This is a genomic window from Acetobacterium sp. K1/6, from assembly GCF_034438075.1.
In the GTDB taxonomy this organism is placed as follows: domain Bacteria; phylum Bacillota; class Clostridia; order Eubacteriales; family Eubacteriaceae; genus Acetobacterium; species Acetobacterium carbinolicum.
The window spans coordinates 17,240-37,660 of record NZ_JAXQGA010000025.1; the positions used below are offsets into that span (position 1 = coordinate 17,240).

The following is a 20,421-nucleotide window of genomic DNA, read 5'->3' on the forward strand; positions in this document are numbered from 1 at the left end:
AGTATTTACCTTATTTCTGTATTAATTTGGGGTAAAAGCTCAGTTGTAAAATCAACTGAGCTTAATTTTTAATAATCAGAGGGTCTTTGGAATGAAACATATTGTTTAGATGGATCTTCAATAACCTTTTTAAAGGCATCTGACTCAATCACAGCAATAACATCTTTGGCAAAATCGGCATCTTTGTCTTTAGTTCGAACAGCGACACCATTAATATAGCCTTCAGACAGTTTTTCATTATAAAGGGCATCAGAAAGGTTGAGTCCTGAGCTTAAGGCATAATTACCGTTAATTACGGCAAGACCAACACTATCTAGACTTCTTGGTAATTGGGGTGCTTCTATTTCAATAAATTGAAGATTTTTAGGATTGCTGGAAAGGGTGTTTTGGGTGGCTGTTTTAGGATCGACAGCCGGGTCGATCGTAATAATATTGGTTTGAGCCAAGACTCTAATGGCACGGGATAAGTTAGTCGCATCATTTGGAATTGCAACGGTAGCACCGTCTTCGATGTCATTAATTGTTTTGTATTTTTCCGAGAAAATCCCCATCGCGGCAGTCGGTATTTCCTTGATAAAGGTTAGTTCTAACCCGTTTTCTTTGGCAAAGTTAGTTAGATAGGTAGAGTGTTGAAACATATTAAGATCAATTTCACCTGCAGCTAACGCTTTGTTTGGCTGAACGTAGTCTGAGAATTCGACGATGTTAATCGTATAACCTTTTTCCTCTAAGGATGGTTGAATCGCTTCGATAAACATATCACCATATGGTCCAGCCGCCACGCCTACTTTCAAAACCTTTTCAGGTTCTACGGTTGAAGCCGTTGGTGAAGAACAACCCGTCAGGGTAATAAGCAAGATGCTTACAATTGTAATAAATCCGATCATTCGTTTAGTTTTCATTTGATATCCTCTCTTTTTCGAAGCATTAAATTTTTATTATTTTTGTATATCTACATAGGATTAAGACATGAGTCAACATATGGATTTATCCATTGGTACACCACCCTTCAAATCATAGTAATACTATATGATTAATGTGTTTTATTATAACAGCTACGACAAGTTTTTGCAATAACAAAAAACATAAAACATATAAAAATAATATGAATAAAAAAGTACATATTTTAAAGCCATTTCTATTGACAATTGCCAGATTTTTGTATAAAATTTATATCATATAGGAAAAGTATGAAAACGACGTACTAATTGGAGGAGGGGCTATTATGAAAAAACTACTTATTATTAAAACCGGATCATCGGATGCACATGTGATCAACAAATGCGGCGACTGCGACATGCGGATTGCCCAATGTGTTGGAATACCATATGAAGAAATCTGTGTGATCTCGGTCTATGAAAATGCAGTACCGATCTTGCCAGACGACATTGGTGGGATTATTATTACTGGTTCTCCTTCAATGGTAACTGATTTGGAACCCTGGGGAGTTGCTACGGCTCAGTGGTTAAAACAGGTGGTTAACAAGAACATTCCTGTTTTGGGTATCTGTTTTGGACATCAATTGCTTGCCCATACCTTTGGCGGTTCGGTTGACTATCATGAATTGGGAGAAGAAAAAGGAGAGGTTGAGATTCGTCTTACGGAAGCAGGTAAGAAAGACCCATTACTCGGGGTATTACCGGAACACTTCACCTCTTATGCGTCCCACTTTCAGACCGTTACCAGACTACCCCAAAATGCCGTAGTACTAGCTCATAATGATTTTGAATCGTCACATGCACTGCGGTTTAAGGAGAATGTATGGGGGGTTCAGTTCCATCCGGAATGTGTTGGGGATGTATTTTGCAATACGGTGGAACATAAAACATATGGGATGGCCTTACTCAAGCGCTTTTATGAATTAGCGATGAGCAATGCGGGCATGGATATTAAAATAAAAAACGAATTTAATACAGCTTCTTTATAATTTTTGCAGATTTGATAAAAGACAGAATTGGAGGAGACAGAAATGGGAAAGCGAACATATGGCAGAGAATTTGGTTTTCAAACCCGGGCTATACATACCGGGAACGATGTGGATCTGGAGTCTGGTGCCATCAAGCGGCCCATTACAATGGCCAATAGCTATGAGTTACCCTACGATCCTACCGATATAAACTGGAGCAGTTCTGATAGAAGTTTATATACGCGTAATGGTGGCACCAATCAAAAGTATCTGGAAGAAAAAATCGCGGCATTTGAAAATAGTGAAGATTGCATTGTTTTGGCTTCTGGGGTGGCAGCCCTTTCAGGACTATTCTTTGCACTGTTAGAAACCGGAGATCATGTTGTTTTTTCAAATGTTACTTATGTGGCAGCGTATCGGCTCTTAAATGAATTGTTAAACAACAAATTTAAAGTAGAAACAACAATTATCGATTCTACGGATCTAAAGGCAGTAAACGCTGCAATCAGACCAAATACGAAACTGATTCATATTGAAACACCTGGTAATCCAACAATTCGAATTTCAGATATTGCTGAAATTGCCAAGCTAGCTCATGCAAATGGTGTACTTCTATCGGTTGATAATACCTTTGCATCGCCGTACAATCAACGACCCATCGAGTTGGGTGCAGATTTTTCGATTGAAAGCTTAACAAAGTTTATAAACGGACATGGTGATGCAATGGGGGGAGCCATTGCAGGCCGCAAAGAAGATCTCGACAAAATTCGATTTCAGTCTCAAGTGAACTTAGGCGGTACGATCAGTCCCTTTAATGCCTGGCTGATTATGCGCGGAGCGGTTACCTTTCCACTCCGCATGAAACAGCATAACGAAAATGCCTTGAAAGTGGCTGAGTTTTTAGAAAAGCTTGATGCGGTCAGTTTTGTTGCCTATCCGGGACTACCCAGCAATAAAGGACATGAGGTCGCAAAAAAACAGATGAATGAAGGTTATGGTGGGGTATTATCCTTTGGACTGAATGCGACTCACGATCAATGCAATGAATTTGTCAGTCATTTGAACGTGATTACTTCAGCAGTCTCATTGGGTCATGATGAAAGTTTAATCGTATTTCTCGGAGAAAATGATGAAAGACAGTATCTCTATCCGGAAGAATTCGCTCGCGGTTTTTTTAGATTTAGTGTTGGATTAGAAGATGTAGAAGATATCATAAAAGACTTAGAGCAAGCACTGGCTAAAACGGGATTTTAATAAAATGAAAGAGGTAGGGCAATGGCTATATTAACAAATGAAATTAAAGACGCTTTAAAAGTAGTGGGTAAAGGTGGGTCGGTTGTACATCTGGCGACTAGTAGTGTTGATGGAAAAACCAATATTGTTGCCGAACGCTTTGTGACTAGTTATTTAGATGATTATATCCTAATTGCCGATATGTTCGCCCAAAAGACAAAGGTTAATCTCAATGAAAACCCTCAGGCTGCTATTTCGATTGCACACCCCATTGGAGAGCGTTCCTGGGTATTCAGAGGACCGGCGACAGTTATTAATATCGGGGCACCGTCGACTGAAAACTGGTATGATGTAAACTATGGTGAGGTATTAGACGAGTGGGGTGACTGGGCAGCAAAAGAGCCACCAGTGGAAGTGCCGCCGGATATTGCACCACCTAAAGTAGCACAACGTGGATTGATTGTCTTAAAAGTAGAAGAGATTATCTCTTCCAAGCTACAAAATTCTGGAGAAATCTTATAGGAGGAAGTCATGAAATTAACACTGAGAATTAAGAACTGGATTGAGCGTTTTGGCGTACATGCAGCACTTTCAGATGAAAAGGGGCAGATTACAATTATTGTGTCCGAAAAAGTGTCAGTTGATGGAAGCCTGGTCACCATCGACTTGTCTGAAAATCAAAGAAATCAGATTGAAGGAGTGTTGTCTCAAAACGACTATATCGCATTGGCACCGGGTCAGCTTGGTGCAATTCGGGCTCCCTACCAACTAAAAGGCAGTGCCCATCTTGTTAATGGCTATTTAGAAGTTGAAATATTTGAAATCTATTGTACAAAGCCTGGACCAGAAGCCGGTATTCGACTGGATGTGTTAGGGTATGACGGGATGAAACACTTTGATGAAAGTCGATGGACCGATTTGGCACCCGCTAATTCGAACTAAAATGAAACAACCGAAAAAACTGCCTTGGACAATTTCTTCTTTATGTGATGGCTGTGCCAGCTGTGAAAATGCCTGCCCAATAGAAATAATTACCATGGTAGAAACAGAACATAAGGGCTTTTCGATTCCTATTCTTAAAAAATATGAAGATTGCATCGGGTGCGGAAAGTGTGCTAATGCCTGTGCAATGGGAGGCATTGCCATGACGGCCTATATCAGTGATGCAATAGAAAAATGTGAACGCGATCGGAAACGATTTTTAGCTTCCGATTTTACACCTTGGGAGAGGAGTGAATAAAATGGGAGAACTATTGTGGGATCATACCATTCAATATGTCAATGACCTTCAAAAAGCCGGTGATATTCTTGAAGAGCATGGTTTAGCAGCCAAACCAGGTGGAAGCCATCAAGGGTTTGGTACCCATAATGTACTTAGTTATTTTTGGGCTTCCTATGTGGAATTTGTGGGAATTGAAGATTGGTCTGTCAACGAAAAACCGGTAGAAGATATTTTAATCTTCAAAGAAGCGGGAAGGTTTCTTCCTGAAAAAGAATCTTTCGGACGGGTGGGATTAAGAAGCCATGATATTGGGTCGTTGAGCGAGCACTTGGAATCGAAAAAGTTAAGCCTATCACAAATATTTAATGGAAACCGAATGACACCGGATGGCGTAAAAATGAGTTGGAAGCTACTCATGATAAATGGCGGATTTGGAGGTCTGCCATATCCGTTTATTATTGATTGGGAGATAACTGAAGAACAGCGATTTCGACAGCTTAAAGAAAAAGGGCTAATCAATCAACATCCACTTGGTCAGCAATTTCTATATAAAGGTGTTTTTAACGTCGAAAATCCGAGTGAGACTACAGCCCATTGGGCAGATGTTTTTGGTCTTGTTCCTAAAAATGAAACAACACTTCTTATTGGACAGCAATTGTTTTGCTTTGAGAAGGGAAAAGAAAATCGTTTAGTAGAACTTTGTTTTTTAAGTGACGGCGAAAAGGCCTTTGATTTTAATGTTGGTGAAGGACGTTATCGAAGCTTATAAAAAAGGGACGTAATAAAACGAATTCGTTTTATTACGTCCCTTTTTTTAAAATATCAGATTACAGGGTTTCATTCATACTGCCGGTGCGATAACCCTTTAAATCAAGGCTGATATAGGTAAATCCGATACGCTTAAAGTGAGCATGGATTTTTGTACGGGTATTCTGATTGAGTAAAGTATCAAAACCGGCTTCATCAGTTTCGATCCGGGCTAGATCGCCATGATATCGAACGCGAACCTGATGGAAGCCCAGATCAAGCAGATATTGCTCAGCCTGGTCGATCATATGCAGTCGATCCGGGGTAATACTCTCACCATAAGGGAATCGAGACGACAAACAGGCGAAGGATTGTTTGTTCCAGGTTGGCAGGTCCAGTTCTTTTGACAACTGACGGATTTCTTCCTTGGAAAGATTGGCAAACCGTAGCGGACTTTTTATACCCAACTCAGTTACCGCTAAGAGACCCGGCCGATAATCACCATCATCATCGGTGTTGGAGCCTTCAACAACGTAGTTAAGTTTTTGAATCGCAGCAATTTCTTTGATCTTTGTAAAAAGCTCAGATTTGCACAAATAACAGCGGTTCTTGGGATTATGAGAAAAACCTTCAATGTCCAGTTCTTCCGAATCAATAATAAAGTGATCGGCACCTAATTCTTCGGCATAAGCGGTGGCTTCTAACAATTCACGTTTGGGAAAACTCTCTGACCGAGCTGTCACGGCAACCGCCTTTTTCCCTAAAACATCATAGGCGACCTTTAGTAAAAAGGTCGAATCAACGCCACCAGAGAAGGCCACTGCCACACTTTCAAGTGCAGTTAAATAATCTTTTAAAGCTCGATATTTATTAGTCAGGTTATTCATAACACACTCCTTGATAATATTAATCATATATAGTTACTATGATTAATATTTTATTTTATTTTTATGTCGTTGTCAAGTTTGATTATAGGGAATCACGGATTAAAGCAGTGATTGGCATCACTTTAAATAATTAAGAATTTAAAATTTATTCGTCTTCGTTCTTGACAGTTTAAGACTTACCAAATAAAATAAGAGATATAGAATAAAATGATATTTAATTAAGATGGATTCTATATTGAGGTATTTGTTTTTGACAAAAAAACAGAAAGTTCATAAAGAGGAAGAAAATGGAAGCCAATATAAAAGATCGAATCAAAAAATTGTTAGCTCTTGGCAAAAGTCCCAATCCCAATGAAGCAAATTTTGCGATTCTAAAAGCAAAAAAGTTGATGGTTGAATATAAATTGACAGATCGGGATTTATTAAGATATGATGAAAAACCCATAAAGGTTGACACGGACATTTATTATACCACTCGCAGTGAACACTGGATGACCGGTTTGGCTGATGTCATTTCAGAAAATAATTGTTGCGTTTTCTATATGATCACACCGCCCGGGACTCAACGGCACTATATTATTTTTTACGGTTATGAAGAAGACGCCCAAATCTGTAGCAGTATTTTTGCTTATGCGGTTGATTGCGTCCGTTCTCAGCTTAAAGCAATCAAGAAGGCGATGAAACTTGATGAAAAACCAAGTGCCATCATTAATGAAGCCTGTGAAACCTACGGAAAGGGTTTTTACGAGGGTTTGGATGACGCATATACGGTTCAGGATTTTGAACATCAGGAATGGGGTCTGGTGATGACAGTACCGCCGGAAGTGAAAGAAATTCTCAGACCAATGGAGCATGCCCAGCATAAAGTGGAAAATCACGAAGACCACTATTCTTTTTATGCGCAGGGCTATCGGGAGGGAAAAGAATTCACGACCCAGAATAAATTGGATGAAGTTAAAGAAGATGTTGTGTAATGATGCCAGCAGTTAAAAACCAGTTACATACTGAAAATATGTCGCTGGTTTTTTTATTTTGATGCACTATCAGGATATGTTAAAATAGATAAAAGATTGGCAGTATCGAGATGAGCCGGTATCCTGAGATCGTTGCGCTGAAAGACGATCAGAATAAAATTGATTAAAGTTAGAAAAGACAGAATGGGAGTCAACGATGATGAAAAATAAGCAGGACAGAGATGTTTTCAAAAAGACACGACTCTCCAATATCCAGGAAACCCTGGTTATCCTATTTGGCGAAATCAGAGGCCGTCACTATTTTGGTAAAGCTGAGGCGATTCTGGAGAATGAATTGAAAAATGTGGATGATCGTGGCAGCAAGGCCATTGGCAGGCATTTAAGAACATCGATATTACCGGGCTATGCCTGTTATCGGGCACTAGTGGAGTGCGGTGTTTACTGGGAGGTGGCCTATGCCGTTGTTGAAGAAGAAATTTCAGCAGCTGCCCTTCGCATGGGAACCATTTCCGAACTGCTCAGAAGCCTGCCATTTGCTTATCCCTTATTTAAACTTCTGATTAAACCCGCCCTGAAACGGGGCTACCCAAAGGAGGGATGGACCATCAAGTGGCGGGAATGCAGCGGGAAACGCATCTATTTTCATATTACCAGCTGTTTGTACTGCGAGGAGCTGTTAAAAAGGGATGCCCTGGAGCTGTGCCCGGCTTTTTGTCATTCAGATCATGTCGCCTACGATCCTTTAGCCCCCCGGATTTTATTTCGTCGGAAATGGACTCTGGCAGCAGGGAATGAAATATGTGATTTTTGTTTTAAGAACGGGAAAACAGCCAATAAAAAAATAAAAAATTCTGAGGTTAAAGGTTATCGTTTAATGTGATAAAGAACAGATTAGTCAATTTTAGTGCCAATATAAATTTGTTTAATGAGATGTTTAGTGAAATGATCACAGAAATCATAACAAAAGACTCAGATTTTTAATCCTCCGAGTCTTTTGTATTTTTATCACGTTAAAATACTATTTTAATTTTTCGACCATTTCCAGAACTTCCCAAAGGGATTTGCCGGATTCCCGGGCGATTTTCTTGACATCCTCATATTCCGGGGTAGCCCGGGTAATATCGCCCTGTTGGGATATTTTGATGGTGACCTCACCTAAAGGGGTAGTAATTTTTTTAAAATGCCGGTGCATGCAGGTGCGTTCCACCGGATATTTGCGAATGCCGATGGTGGAAGTTTCTTTTAAAACAATGGATTCAATTAGTTCAAGCTTAGCTTCAACACACAAAACCGTCAAATGGATGCCCGGACGGTTTTTTTTCATATAAACGGGCGTGTAGAAGGCATCCAGGGCACCGCTTTGCAGTAATACCTCCAGCACATAGCCGGCCATTTCACCGGTCATATCATCCACATTGGTTTCCACCACCATGATGGTATTAGATTCGGATTTGCGGCCCTGAATAATTCGCAGTGCATTTAAAATACCAAAATCCTTGCCGCCAAAGCCATATCCAGTTTTTTCCGGAATAAAACTGGGTGTCGTGGGGGAATAAGTGGCCAGTTCGGCCAGAATGGCAACCCCGGTGGGGGTTGCTGATTCGCCATCAATGGCTTTGGAGTACATTTCAAAATTAGACTCACAGAGAATTTCGGCGGTGGCCGGAGCAGGCACCGGTAGTAGTCCATGGGCACAGCGCACCCAGCCGCTACCAACATTTATTCTGGAACCATAAACCAGATCCGGTTTCAGAGCATGGTAACAGATAGCAGCACCAACGATATCAACAATCGAATCCAGAGCACCGACTTCATGAAAATGAACCCGTTCAACCGGAACACAGTGAACCTTGCCTTCAGCCACCGCTACCCGCATAAAAATGGCCAAAGCAGTATTTTTTACCTCATCCGAAAGGGTTGAATTTTCGATGATTTCTTTAATATCGTTAAAGTGCCGATGATGGTGATGATCAGCTTCTAATACCACATGACAGCGGGTCCCGGAGATTCCTTTTTTCATGGTTGATTCGGCTTCGATGCGAAACCCGCTAAGATTGAGCTTTTTCAGCTCGGCGTAAAGGTAAGCCGGATCAATACCCAAATCAATAAAAGCACCCAAAACCATATCGCCACTAATACCAGAAAAACAATCGAAAAATAAAACCTTCATGGACAATTCTCCTTCTTCGGGCCACGCCCTGATGAAATACTATTTAATTTATAGTTTGTTAATTTTTGATGCCATACAGGCAGCCCCAAAACCATTGTCAATATTGACAACCCCAATGCCGCTGGCGCAGGAGGTCAGCATCCCCAGCAAAGCGGAGATGCCGCCAAAGCTAGCGCCGTAACCGATACTGGTGGGAACGGCGACGATGGGCTTATCGGTGAGCCCACCCACCACTGAGGCCAGCGCTCCTTCCATGCCGGCAACCACAATAATTACTTTGGCATGATTGATAATCGGGACGTTGCCAAGGAGTCGATGGATGCCGGCCACCCCGACATCATAAAGCCTTTTAACCTGATTACCCATAACCATGGCAGTAACAGCGGCTTCTTCAGCGACCGGGATGTCAGAGGTTCCGGCAGTAACCACGAGAATATAACCATCAGTGGTTTTATATTCTTCCCGTTTGACAACAACCGAACGGGCTTCCTCGTAATAAATGGCATCAGGGGTAATGGATTTAATCGTATCAAAGACATCCCGTTCAGCCCGTGAAGCCAGAATATTTCCGGTGGATCGTGCCAGCATGTTTTCAACAATCCCTTTTATCTGGTTGAGTGTTTTACCGGGACTATAAATCACCTCGGGATAACCGTTTCGCAGTTCCCGATGATGGTCTACTTTGGCATAGGAAAGATCTTCATAGGGTAAGGTTTTAAGCAGCTCCAGTGCTGCAGATACTTCGCATTGCTGGTTCTTGACGTCTTCTAATAGTTTTGTTAATTGATCTACATTCATAATTGTCTCCATGACTGCTGATGCGTCAGCATATATTAAAATTACTAAAGGGCTTTGAGATAATCGGTCATTTCTTTGAGCGTCAGGTGATTTCTAATCTGATCGGTGTCCATTTTAAGAGCATAGGCCTTTTCAAGCTGCTGAATCAGGTCAATAAGACCCAGAGAGTCGCCACCAAGATCATAGACAAAATGACTACTGGGTCCAATCAGAGCAGGCGAAATTTTTAGAATTCCGGCCCAGTAGTTGGCCATCTCTTGATAGGCGCCTTTTAGGGTTGATTCAGATATGTTGCCTAACGGGATGGCCTGATCATAATCTTGGTAGTCGCCGTTTTCCCAGGCAATGGTTAGGGCCAGTCGGTTAATTTTGCCCGAGGTGGTTTTGGGAATTTCATCAATTATTATACCCCAGGAGGTGGGAATCTGCCAAGTGGCTGAAATGGCCTGGCCGGCAAGGGTTAGGGTTTGCGGATCTTTAGAATCACTAAAGAGAATCAGACAGTTTTTTTGAGTGATTCGATCTTTTCCCTGGACAACAATCAGGTTGATAGTGTCAGACAAGGCCTGTTTACCGGTTTTTTCTAAATCTGAGACCAGATAATTCTCGCCGTTAACGATAATAATATCCTTATAGCGACCAAAAATATTTAGCCAGTCGTTTCTAAAAAAGCCCAGATCGCCAGTGTTAAACCAGCCGTTTTCATCTAGTCCGGTGGGCGCATTTTTGTCTTTTGAATAGTAGCGCTGCATCACATTGGTTCCCCGAATATGGATCAGGCCCAGATATTCCGGTTCCAAAACATTACCGTCAAGATCTTTGATAACTACTTCGTTGCATGCATCTAAGACACCCACCGACATGCGGCCGAGGGTATCATCATCAGGATCACAGAAGAATAGTTTTTCACCAATACTGATGCCGCTGCCCAAAAAATAATCCATTCGGAAAGAGGAACCATAAGGGGTGTAGGCAACACCCATGGTTGTTTCGCTAAGACCGTAGGCTGGCTTTAAGGTATCTTTGGTCCAACCCATCGAGGCTGTTTGAGCCTCAAAAGACGTTAGTGAGAGCGGATTGACGTCCTCACCGCCGCAAAAACAGATATATACAGTTGATAGATCGACTGCTCGCTGCTGTTTAATGCCGACCTTGAGTAGCAGTTCAATCCCAAAGAGGGCAGCTCCGGTAACGGTGGCAGAAAACTGGGCCAATTTTTCCAGCCAGCGGTTGGGGCTTTTTACAAACTGCATGGGGCTCATTAAATACTGAGGGAAGTTATTAACAATCGGAACCAGGTGATAGCCGACAAAGCCGAAACAGTGGGAGAGCGGCAGCCAGCTTAAATAACGTTCCTGGACATTTTTCCGGACAATGATACTACTGGCAATTCCGCCTTCTAGCAGGTTTTTGGTGGTGAGAACCGCCCCCTTGGGGTCAGAAGAGGTACCCGAGGTGAATTGAATCATTCCGGGATCAGTATCAATTACAGAAGCGATGGTTCCCGGGGGGGATTCTACCAAAGTTCGAAACATCACCAGGTTGTTTTCGAAAAGGGTGGTGATCCCGTCAAGGTCACTAATGATGACGGGATTATTCAGTACAGTCAGTACACTTTTAAGGTAAATCCGGGATTTTTCATCCTGGGCAATGGGCAGGATAGAAGGAACCATCCCTCCCAGAATAGCGGCCCAGAAACAGGTGATCTGAGCCTGAATGCTGGTTAATTGGAAAACAAGAAGAGAACCCTTTTTTAGCCCACAGGACTGGTAACCGCCAAGGACTTTGATAGCATTCTCAAAAAGCGTGGCGTAGGTCTGTGTAAACTCCTGGCCATCCGCTTCCAGATAAGTGATCGTTACATTACTAGTTTTCAGCTTTTTAAACGCGTCTTGTATATTCATGGGCGTCTCCTCAACAATTTTGTCAGATTTGCATTAGATCATGGTATAGCCGCCATCGATGGCAATGGTCTGTCCGATGATGTAATCACTTCCGGATGAACAGAGGAAGGAAATAACTCCAAAAAGGTCTTCTTCGGTGCCTAATCGTCCAGCTGGGGTGTTTTTGATGTGTTCGGTGAGGGCATATTTAGGGAAATTTGATTTGGCCATATCGGTTTCAATAACACCGGGGGCAATGGCGTTGACTTGGATGTTGAGACGGGCGGCTTCACGAGCCAGGGCTTTAGTAAAAGCAATGACCCCGCCTTTAGCGGCAGAATAATGGGTGAAACCCAGTCCCCCAACCCGGCCGGCAATGGAGGCAACATTAATAATCTTGCCCCGTTTCTGTTTTTCCAGTACCTTATAAACCGCATGGGTAGCGATAAAGGTTCCGGTTAAATCAATGTCAATCACTGCTTTCCAGTCTTCCAGAGTCATCGCGCTAAAAGTTTTAACCGGGAAGATGCCAGCATTGTTGATTAACACATCAATTTTTCCGTAGGTTTCCATAACCAGATCAACCATTCTAATGGCATCTTCTTCGGATGATATATCGCACTGGACAGCAATACAGTTAGTGGGCAGTTTTTCGGCTGCAGCTTTAGCCGTATCAATATTACGACCGATAATGACAATATTGGCACCCTCATTGCTGAGATATTCGGCAAATGAGTAACCAATTCCCCGGGATGAGCCAGTGATAATAATAACCTTATCCTGATGAATTCCAGCCATGATCTAACCCTCAATTTCGCCGATGATCTGGCCAACCAGAACCCGGTCATCTTCTGATGATAACATGGTAGAAAGAACCCCATCAGCGGGAGATTCAATATAAATGGAGATTTTATCGGTGGCAGCTTCAGCAATGTTGTCGCCTTTCTTGACAGTATCTCCTATAGCTACAAGCCATTGTCTTAAATTTATTTCTTCAGCGCCTTCGGCAAATTCAGGAATTGCAATTTCATATTTCATTTTTAGTTCTCCTTAATCGTATTTATTTTATAACTCTGCGATTGTTCTTTTTGTCGTTCGGGTGCCAAACATCCCATCAAAGGCGAGGATAAACTGATCTCGGAGATCGCCCAGGGTAACGGGGGAGCAGCCACAGGCTGCCATCGAAGTAACACCCTTATCTTCGATGCCGCAGGGAATGATGGTTTTAAAGTGTTCGAGGTTGGGGTTGACATTAATGGATATCCCATGGAGGGTAACACCATGGGATACGGCGATGCCTAAAGCGGATATTTTTTTTTCCTCGCCAGTTCCGGGTTCGGAAACCCAGACTCCGCTTCGCCCTATGACGCGTTTACCTTTAAGATTGTAATGGGCCAGCAGATTAATCACGACCTGTTCCAGACACCGCACATATTGGTGGGCCCCTTTCACATATTGATCAAAATGAAGAATCGGCGAAACGATGAATTGTCCGTTCCCATGATAGGAAATATCCCCGCCCCGGCTGACTGCGGTCAGTGTAATACCCATTGCGTCCAGTTCTTCAGCAGTGTAAAGCAGGTTCTTTTCCTGGGTTCCCCGACCCAGCGTAATAACGGGATAATTTTCCTGAAAAAGCAGGGTGTCCGGTCTGAATCCATCGACGCATTGCTGGTGGAGCTGTTCCTGGATGATAAAGGCATCCTCATAGGAAATCAGTCCCAGGTCAAGCCAGGTAAGATTGTTCTTCATGGTCTAATCCTCCAGGTGATACTGTTTCATTTTGCGGTACAGAGTACTGCGGGAAATTCCTAGATATTCAGCAGCTTTCTTGCGTTCTGAGAAAAGCGCCAACGCATTTTTAATAGCGGAGCGTTCCATTTTTTTTAAATCTACATCAGGTTGTAAAACCTTTGTCTCGATGGCTTGTGGTTCTTCTCTTAGGGTCAGCTCGGCGTCAAGGTTGGGTAAATAACTGGAAATAAAATAATCGTCAATACGATTGGTTTCAGTGAAATTTACGGCTTGTTCGATGGCATTTTTAAACTGTCGCACGTTTCCCGGCCACTCGTACTCCTGCATTGTTGCGAGGGTAGAGGGGTGAAGCGGTTCAATGAATTTACCACAGGTCCGGGTAATATCATTGAGAAAAAAAGCAGCTAGAATTGGAATGTCATTTTTTCGTTTCCGTAGCGGCGGAATGTTAATTTGTAGTACATTTAATCGATAGTAAAGATCTTGTCGAAACCGCCCCATTTTTACTTCTTCAGCAAGATTCTTATTGGTAGCAGCAATCACCCGCACATCAATGGCAATGTCCTTGTCGCCACCAATGCGTTGAATATAACGCTCCTGTAAGACCCGAAGCAGAATGGTCTGGGTGTTTAGAGGCATTTCTCCGATTTCATCCAGAAAAATAGTGCCGCCCCTGGCTAGTTCAAATTTCCCGATTTTTCCGTGTTTGCTGGCTCCGGTAAAAGAGCCTTCTTCGTAGCCAAAGAGGACACTTTCAATCAGGCTTTCAGGAATACCGGCACAATTAATGGCAATAAATGGTTGATCGGATTGATAAGCGTTATGAATCGCCTGGGCAAACATTTCCTTGCCGGTTCCGCTTTCACCTTCTAACAGGACCGTTGCACTGCCTTTAGCGGCAATTTGAGAAAGGTGAACGGATCGTAGTAACGCAGAACTGTCACCGATGATGTCATCAAAGGTAAAGCGGGTGCCTTTTCGTTTGGCTTTATCAGAAAGCGGGGTTTTTTTATCCATATCCTTCAGCGTTGCAACAGCTCCGGCGATGGTCCCATTGTCGTGAAGGATCAGCTTACTGTTAATTAAACAGTTTATTTTTTTGCTTTTGGTAATAATGTGTTTATCTTTTTCTTCAAGAGAAGGCGGTACATTTCCGTTATGATCCAGAATGGTTTCACCGTCCATAATCTCCAGAATGTTTTTTCCATAGGAATCAAAGGTGGTCGTTTTTAAAATTTTGGCACCATGAGAATTAATACCAATTATTTTACCATTGACATCCACCGCAACCACACCATCCGTCATGGAGTCGATAACCGTGCTCAAATAGTGGTTGGTTAAATCGACCTGACGATTAGATTCGGCAATACAAAGCTGCCGCGAGATAGCTTTTGTTGCAGCAACGACCATTCCCAGCGTATGGGGATAAGCCATTTCTTTAGGCCCAGCCATGTCCATAACTCCCAGCAGTTTGCCATGGGCGTCAAGAATGGGTGCAGCAGAGCAGGTTAGTTCGTGATAACATTCATAGTAGTGCTCGGCCCCGATCACCTGAATGGGTTGGAGGAGATCGATGGCTAAACCGGTGGCATTGGTGCCGGCCATGTGTTCATTCCAGATACTGCCCCGGACCAGATTTTTAGTGAAGGCCTCCTTCAAAATGGATTGGTCACAAATTAGTTCCAGAATAACGCCATTTGGATCGGTGAGCGTGGTTGAAAAGCCGGATTTGTTAACAAATTCTTGTAATTCCACCATAAAGGGGATGCTGACGTCCAGGAGCACCTTATTTTGTTCCAGGCGTTTTCTAAAATTTGTTTCACTAACAGTAGGAGTGCGATTTAAGGCCTGGGGATCAAGCCCAGCCTTTTGACAGCGTAGCCAGGAATCAATAATCGGCTTGCGAATATGGTTACCGATTTTTCCAGATAACACAAAATCGTCCCAGGTATTTTTGATTGCATCAAAGTCAGCAGTAAGTTTCAAAGCGTTCACGCTCCTTTTTGATGTTTTTTTATCATTCAAGGTGATTGCTCGCTGCTGAAAAGATAGTAAATTGGTATCAGGGAGCCCCCTGATACCAATTAGAATAATTATTTAGCAGCAGCTAATTTCTGAAGATCGGCATTGAGTTGTGCAAAAATATAGACAGGCGCACATCCGGGATAATAAGTAACGGATTTCGCCAGCTCAGCCCCTTCTTTTACCTTGTCAACAGATGGGAAAAGTTCCCAGCAGTCGCCGCAAATAAAGACGTTTTTATCAACACAGATTTGCGGATCGAAATCTGGCACACCGCCGGCAATAACAACAACCTCTCCAGATTTTTCGAGGAATTTATTCATATCAATACCGCTTAATGCAAAAGAATCGAGCGCACCACGAACATTAACAAAACATCCGGGACAGGTTTGTTGCATCACGCAGGTTAAACCGGCGTACATACCAATGGGATCACCACCGGGGCGTCGGAAGTGTTTCATGACCGATTCAATCGAGTTGCCGACAACATCAATTTTGGCTAAATCGATTTCGCCCTGACCTTCGGTTCCGGCACAGCGGATAGCTGGAATTTCCATGGGTTCAAAGCCCATGATGGAACAGGCCACCGAGTCAACAGCAACGGTATCGGCTCCGGCAACGATCAAGTTCATTTCAATAGGTGAACCGGCGTGAGGTCCCTGGCCTTCCATTCCAATTACGGAGTCAACAATGGTCAGATCGGCATGACGGATTCGATACATATCAGCCATTTTCTGGCCCAATTCAATACGATGAGCCCCTTGCTGCTGATCATTTGGATGACAGTTGGGGATGATCCCATTCCAGTTTTTAAGCCCTAAGGTTACGGTTCCGGCTAAATGCACCTTCATTTTGGGAAGGTTAATAACGACATCCGCATCCAGAAAAGGTTTGAAAACAGTGGCGTGTTTGAATAGTTTTGCGCCTTCAATTTCGACCGCAACAACATCATGTTCGTCAAAATAGATAACTTCATCCGCACCGCCAAGCCTGGCTGCTTCTTCCATTTTTGAATCTTTAAATGCCGGTTTAGCGCGACCAACATGCATCCCTAATGATGGGTTGTCACCAATGACAACTTTTCCGGCTTTGGAGTTTTTCTTAACATAAGAAACAACGGCTTCAATGGTTCGGGGATCGACAACCGCATGGCTTTCAGGAGGAGCCTGGAAAGCGAGGTTTGGTTTGATTAAAACAGTGTCACCTTCTTTGATGATGGTGTCAAGCGAACCTATCGCCAGTTCAACTGCTTCGGCAACAGCGGCTTCGATTTTTCTTACATCCTCTTCAATGCGAATGTATTTTCCACCCATGAATGAGGCATTGCCTTCAGGTTGTGCAACCTTTACAACAGATACTTTTGTTTTGCTCATGATCGTCTCCTTTAAGTAGTTTATATTTATCCAAACTTATGGACATATACAAATATACCCGCAAAGATCATGCCAAATCAGAATAGTGCGAAAATCCAGTTAGATCTGGGATTGCGAAGGAAAGTTTGATTATCTGAGGTGTGTCATGTGTCAGAATAGGACACGAATATGTGTCATTATAACACGTGACACACCTTGGAAATCTTAATCTAAAAATATCAGTTAAACGATTAGTTCGAAATTAGTGGTATTCGATGAGAATATTTTTTGTTATAATCATAGGATATGAGGTATTATATAGAAGGTAAGATTATCAATATGAAAGTTAATCGTTTGATTCATAATACTTTCGTAATTTGAATTTAGAAAAGAAAGTGAGGATAAAATGCGTAAAGTTTTATTATTAAACGGTAGTCATAAATCAGGTAAGAGTTTTACCATGATCATAGCTGAGCAATTTGTTTCCGGTCTGTTGGAATTTGATCCGGATACGGTAATTCAAACCGTTGATTTAATTCAGAAAAATATTAACGCCTGTACGGGATGCCATACCTGCTGGACCACCACTCCGGGGGAGTGTATTTTTCAGGACGACATGACAGAACTTTTCCATCAATATGAAGAGGCTGACATTGTGATCTGGGCCACCCCGCTTTACCACTACGGGATCTCAAGTGCCATGAAAAAATTTATGGAGCGGACCCAACCGGCACTGCTGCCATTTATTGACAATGAAGGTGGCGGAACCTATGGCCATCCCTTCCGGAATCCTGAAAAAATGAACAAGAAAAAGCATGTGCTCATCAGCACCTGCGGCTTTCCATCAACAAAGAATAATTATGAAGGGGTCGAAGAACAGTTTAATAATCTTTTCGGAAAAGATAAGTGGGAAAAAATAATCTGTGTTGAAGGTGAGCTCCTGGGAATTCACCAGCTCGATAACCTGACCGGGCCTTATCTAGATTTAGTTAAAATTGCGGGTAAAGAATACGGCGAAAATCTGAGTATTTCGCCAACGGTCAAGGAAGGCCTCTCAAAGCCTTTTGTCGAAACCCCCACCTATCTCCAAACCACTAACCTGAGTTGGGGGGTGGACGATACCCGGATGAAGGATTCTGATGGTGGACTCATTGCCTGGAATTATATGAAAGAAGTGCAGACGGCTTTTAATCCCAAGGTGCGACCTAAAATGAATGCGGTGCTTCAGATCGATTTTACTGACATCAAGGAGCGTTACCAGTTTGTCATAAAGGACGAGACCTGCACCCTGTTACGCAATGATTTTGCCCGAGAAACAGCTGCAATCAGTATTAATCTCACCACCCTTGAACGGATTTTAGAAGGAAAAATTGATGCTGCCCAGTCATTGCTAGAAAAAAAGTATGCGGTTACCGGCGATATGCGGGTGTTCAACGCCTTTTTGGATGGGCTGTTTGGCCCGGTTAATCTGAGTGCTGATAAGAAAAAAAGGCTGGTTCCGATCAGTTTTAAAAATACCCCGTATTGGTTTTTTCTAGCCTTGTGTCCGTGGCTTTTCTGCTTTCTTTTTGCTGAGTACAGCCCCTTGATTGGGGTGGTGGTTCCACTTATGATCAGTGGTGTATTATGCAGTATCAAGCGAGGGCCCGATCTGGTTTACTTTGAACGCGCTACGCTATTGACGTTTTCTTTGCTCGGTTTAGCGGTGGTGACCTTTGGATCGGATTATCAGGGAAACACCTTTGCCATTATCGGGTATTTTGCACTCGCTTTAATCTGGGCGATCTCGACGCTAAAAACGATTCCGCTAACGGCCGACTACACCCACTATTTCAATGGTCGCAATGCTCTTAAAAACGTATTGTTTTTGAGAACCAATCGGTTGTTATGCTATGTCTGGTCACTGGTTTTCCTGGCTCAGGCCGGCATTACACTTTGGCTAAATACGACGGTACTGATTAATTTTGCAGCGATTATTCCGATCCTTTTAAGCGTTCCAACCTTTGTGTTTTCACTCTGGTTTCTAAAATGGTATCCTACTGATGCGGCTAAACCAAAATAAATGCGGAAGAGAATTTTGCCGCGATACCCATGAATATAAGAAGAGGAGTTTAAATGCTAACACTGGATAAAATATACCACGCATCATTTACCCTAAAAAAATATATTCGCCCGACTGATTTGATTCATGCTCCTAAAATATGTCCCGACAGCGATATTTATTTAAAAACCGAAAATTTGCAGATCACCGGGTCTTTTAAGGTTCGGGGCGCCTGCTATAAGATATCTCAGCTTAGTGACGAAGAACGGGCGAAGGGCGTGATTGCCTGCTCGGCTGGCAATCACGCCCAGGGGGTGGCTATGGCCGCCGCGATTAACCATATCAAAGCCCTGATCTGTCTGCCGGATGGAGCCCCGATTTCCAAGGTGGAAGCAACAAAAGCCTATGGCGCCCAGGTCTGCCTGGTGGAAGGCGGCTATGATGAGGCTTATGCAAAAGCGCTGGAACTTCAGGCTGAGAAAGGTTATACCTTTATTCATCCCTTCGATGATGAGTTTGTCATCGCTGGTCAGGGAACCATCGGTCTGGAACTGCTAGAAAGTCTGCCGGATCTGGATGCGGTAATCGTTCCGATTGGCGGTGGCGGATTGATTTCCGGCATTGCCTACGTGCTCAAGGCTTTAAAGCCCGAGGTAAAGGTTTATGGGGTTCAAGCCTGCGGCGCACCCAGCATGCACGAGTCCATCAAAAACTGTAAAATTTGTCGGTTGCCCCAGGTATCAACCATTGCCGATGGAATTGCCGTAAAAGAACCAGGAGATTTAACATTTAGTCTGTGCAGAGATTTTGTGGATGAAATAGTCACCGTTACCGAGGATGAAATATCCACCGCGATCCTGACCCTGATCGAGCAACAAAAGCTCATTGCCGAAGGGGCCGGGGCAGTAGCGGTGGCCGCCGCCATGTTTGGTAAGTTGCCAATAAAAGGGAAAAAGACGGTTTGTATTGTGTCGGGTGGCAACATTGATGTGACAATCCTATCCCGAATCATCAAACGGGGTCTATTAACCTCTGGTCGCACTTGTTCGTTTAACATCGAATTGATTGATAAGCCAGGACAGCTAAAAAAAGTGTCGCAGATTATTGCAGATTTGGGTGGAAATGTTATCTCAATTCATCATGAGAGAAGCAATGAAGGCTCTGATATCAATGGCTGTTTCTTGCGAATTGAGTTAGAAACAAGAAATTATGATCATATTGGTGAAATCCGTGAAGGTCTGGTCCAGGGCGGATTTAAATTGCAGAAATAAAGCTAAAAATTGTTTTTCTCAATTGATTGGCGATGGGAAAAAGGGGTATAATTCAACTGATAAGTTGTTTAACATCTGTTATCGTTGGTGTGCTTTTTAAAAAAGGGCGACCCCTCTAAAAAGAGCACACCAAGATAATGAGTGGGAGCTGATAAAAGAA

Annotated in this window: 20 protein-coding genes; 10 read left to right on the top strand and 10 right to left on the bottom strand. The window is 42.9% G+C overall.

Annotation, left to right across the window (positions count from 1 at the left end):
* Positions 1 to 68: 68 nt before the first annotated feature.
* Positions 69 to 902: a MetQ/NlpA family ABC transporter substrate-binding protein gene (locus U2P91_RS16060; RefSeq protein ID WP_322520021.1), complete on the bottom strand. Its 834-nt coding sequence runs from the start codon at positions 900 to 902 to the stop codon at positions 69 to 71.
* A gap of 323 nt (positions 903 to 1,225) precedes the next feature.
* On the opposite strand from U2P91_RS16060, the gene U2P91_RS16065 reads away from it, so the two are divergent.
* Genes U2P91_RS16065 through U2P91_RS16090 form a run of 6 tightly spaced genes read left to right on the top strand, consistent with a single transcriptional unit; the run spans position 1,226 to position 5,130 of the window.
* Positions 1,226 to 1,927 (top strand): glutamine amidotransferase, encoded by a 702-nt coding sequence (locus U2P91_RS16065; protein WP_322520022.1) that lies wholly within the window; start codon positions 1,226 to 1,228, stop codon positions 1,925 to 1,927.
* Between the two features lie 42 nt (positions 1,928 to 1,969).
* A complete protein-coding gene (locus U2P91_RS16070) occupies positions 1,970 to 3,160 on the top strand; it encodes an aminotransferase class I/II-fold pyridoxal phosphate-dependent enzyme (protein WP_322520023.1) in 1,191 nt (396 codons plus the stop codon).
* 21 nt (positions 3,161 to 3,181) lie between these two features.
* The gene (locus tag U2P91_RS16075; protein ID WP_322520024.1) at positions 3,182 to 3,661 is read left to right on the top strand and encodes a pyridoxamine 5'-phosphate oxidase family protein; all 480 of its coding nucleotides are present in this window, start codon (positions 3,182 to 3,184) and stop codon (positions 3,659 to 3,661) included.
* Between the two features lie 9 nt (positions 3,662 to 3,670).
* A complete protein-coding gene (locus U2P91_RS16080) occupies positions 3,671 to 4,081 on the top strand; it encodes a hypothetical protein (RefSeq protein WP_322520025.1) in 411 nt (136 codons plus the stop codon).
* A gap of 1 nt (position 4,082) precedes the next feature.
* Positions 4,083 to 4,379, top strand: coding sequence for an NADH-quinone oxidoreductase subunit I (locus U2P91_RS16085; protein ID WP_322520026.1), 297 nt, complete (start codon positions 4,083 to 4,085; stop codon positions 4,377 to 4,379).
* A gap of 1 nt (position 4,380) precedes the next feature.
* A complete protein-coding gene (locus tag U2P91_RS16090) occupies positions 4,381 to 5,130 on the top strand; it encodes a VOC family protein (RefSeq protein ID WP_322520027.1) in 750 nt (249 codons plus the stop codon).
* Between the two features lie 58 nt (positions 5,131 to 5,188).
* Here the strand turns inward: U2P91_RS16090 and larE are convergent, their stop codons facing one another.
* Positions 5,189 to 5,995, bottom strand: a complete 807-nt coding sequence (gene larE / locus U2P91_RS16095) for an ATP-dependent sacrificial sulfur transferase LarE (protein ID WP_322520028.1) — start codon at positions 5,993 to 5,995, stop codon at positions 5,189 to 5,191.
* 287 nt (positions 5,996 to 6,282) lie between these two features.
* Between larE and U2P91_RS16100 the strand changes: the two genes are divergently transcribed.
* Positions 6,283 to 6,969, top strand: coding sequence for a DUF2786 domain-containing protein (locus U2P91_RS16100; protein ID WP_162624366.1), 687 nt, complete (start codon positions 6,283 to 6,285; stop codon positions 6,967 to 6,969).
* Positions 6,970 to 7,165: 196 nt separating this feature from the next.
* Entirely contained in the window at positions 7,166 to 7,849 is a 684-nt protein-coding gene (locus tag U2P91_RS16105; protein ID WP_322520029.1) for an L-2-amino-thiazoline-4-carboxylic acid hydrolase, read from the top strand.
* A gap of 138 nt (positions 7,850 to 7,987) precedes the next feature.
* Here the strand turns inward: U2P91_RS16105 and larC are convergent, their stop codons facing one another.
* The 8 genes from larC to U2P91_RS16145 form a co-directional block, all read right to left on the bottom strand.
* Positions 7,988 to 9,139: a nickel pincer cofactor biosynthesis protein LarC gene (larC, locus tag U2P91_RS16110; protein WP_111886503.1), complete on the bottom strand. Its 1,152-nt coding sequence runs from the start codon at positions 9,137 to 9,139 to the stop codon at positions 7,988 to 7,990.
* Positions 9,140 to 9,187: 48 nt separating this feature from the next.
* Positions 9,188 to 9,937, bottom strand: coding sequence for a nickel pincer cofactor biosynthesis protein LarB (gene larB / locus U2P91_RS16115; protein WP_322520030.1), 750 nt, complete (start codon positions 9,935 to 9,937; stop codon positions 9,188 to 9,190).
* Between the two features lie 44 nt (positions 9,938 to 9,981).
* On the bottom strand, positions 9,982 to 11,841 hold the full coding sequence (locus U2P91_RS16120) for a non-ribosomal peptide synthetase (RefSeq protein ID WP_322520031.1): 1,860 nt from the start codon (positions 11,839 to 11,841) through the stop codon (positions 9,982 to 9,984).
* Positions 11,842 to 11,874: 33 nt separating this feature from the next.
* Positions 11,875 to 12,618: an SDR family NAD(P)-dependent oxidoreductase gene (locus tag U2P91_RS16125; RefSeq protein ID WP_322520032.1), complete on the bottom strand. Its 744-nt coding sequence runs from the start codon at positions 12,616 to 12,618 to the stop codon at positions 11,875 to 11,877.
* A gap of 3 nt (positions 12,619 to 12,621) precedes the next feature.
* A complete protein-coding gene (locus U2P91_RS16130) occupies positions 12,622 to 12,858 on the bottom strand; it encodes a biotin/lipoyl-containing protein (protein WP_111886507.1) in 237 nt (78 codons plus the stop codon).
* A gap of 27 nt (positions 12,859 to 12,885) precedes the next feature.
* Complete coding sequence (gene lipB / locus U2P91_RS16135; protein ID WP_322520033.1) at positions 12,886 to 13,572, bottom strand: lipoyl(octanoyl) transferase LipB; 687 nt, start codon at positions 13,570 to 13,572, stop codon at positions 12,886 to 12,888.
* Positions 13,573 to 13,575: 3 nt separating this feature from the next.
* A complete protein-coding gene (locus U2P91_RS16140; RefSeq protein ID WP_322520034.1) occupies positions 13,576 to 15,561 on the bottom strand; it encodes a sigma-54-dependent Fis family transcriptional regulator in 1,986 nt (661 codons plus the stop codon).
* A gap of 107 nt (positions 15,562 to 15,668) precedes the next feature.
* Positions 15,669 to 16,970 (bottom strand): DUF362 domain-containing protein, encoded by a 1,302-nt coding sequence (locus U2P91_RS16145; RefSeq protein ID WP_322520035.1) that lies wholly within the window; start codon positions 16,968 to 16,970, stop codon positions 15,669 to 15,671.
* Between the two features lie 385 nt (positions 16,971 to 17,355).
* Here U2P91_RS16145 and U2P91_RS16150 point away from each other — a divergent pair, with 385 nt between their 5' ends.
* Positions 17,356 to 19,011 carry an NAD(P)H-dependent oxidoreductase gene (locus tag U2P91_RS16150; protein ID WP_111886511.1) on the top strand — a complete coding sequence of 552 codons (1,656 nt, stop codon included), beginning with the start codon at positions 17,356 to 17,358 and terminating at the stop codon, positions 19,009 to 19,011.
* A 53-nt stretch (positions 19,012 to 19,064) separates the two neighbouring features.
* Positions 19,065 to 20,261, top strand: coding sequence for a threonine ammonia-lyase (gene ilvA, locus U2P91_RS16155; RefSeq protein WP_111886512.1), 1,197 nt, complete (start codon positions 19,065 to 19,067; stop codon positions 20,259 to 20,261).
* Positions 20,262 to 20,421: the final 160 nt, after the last annotated feature.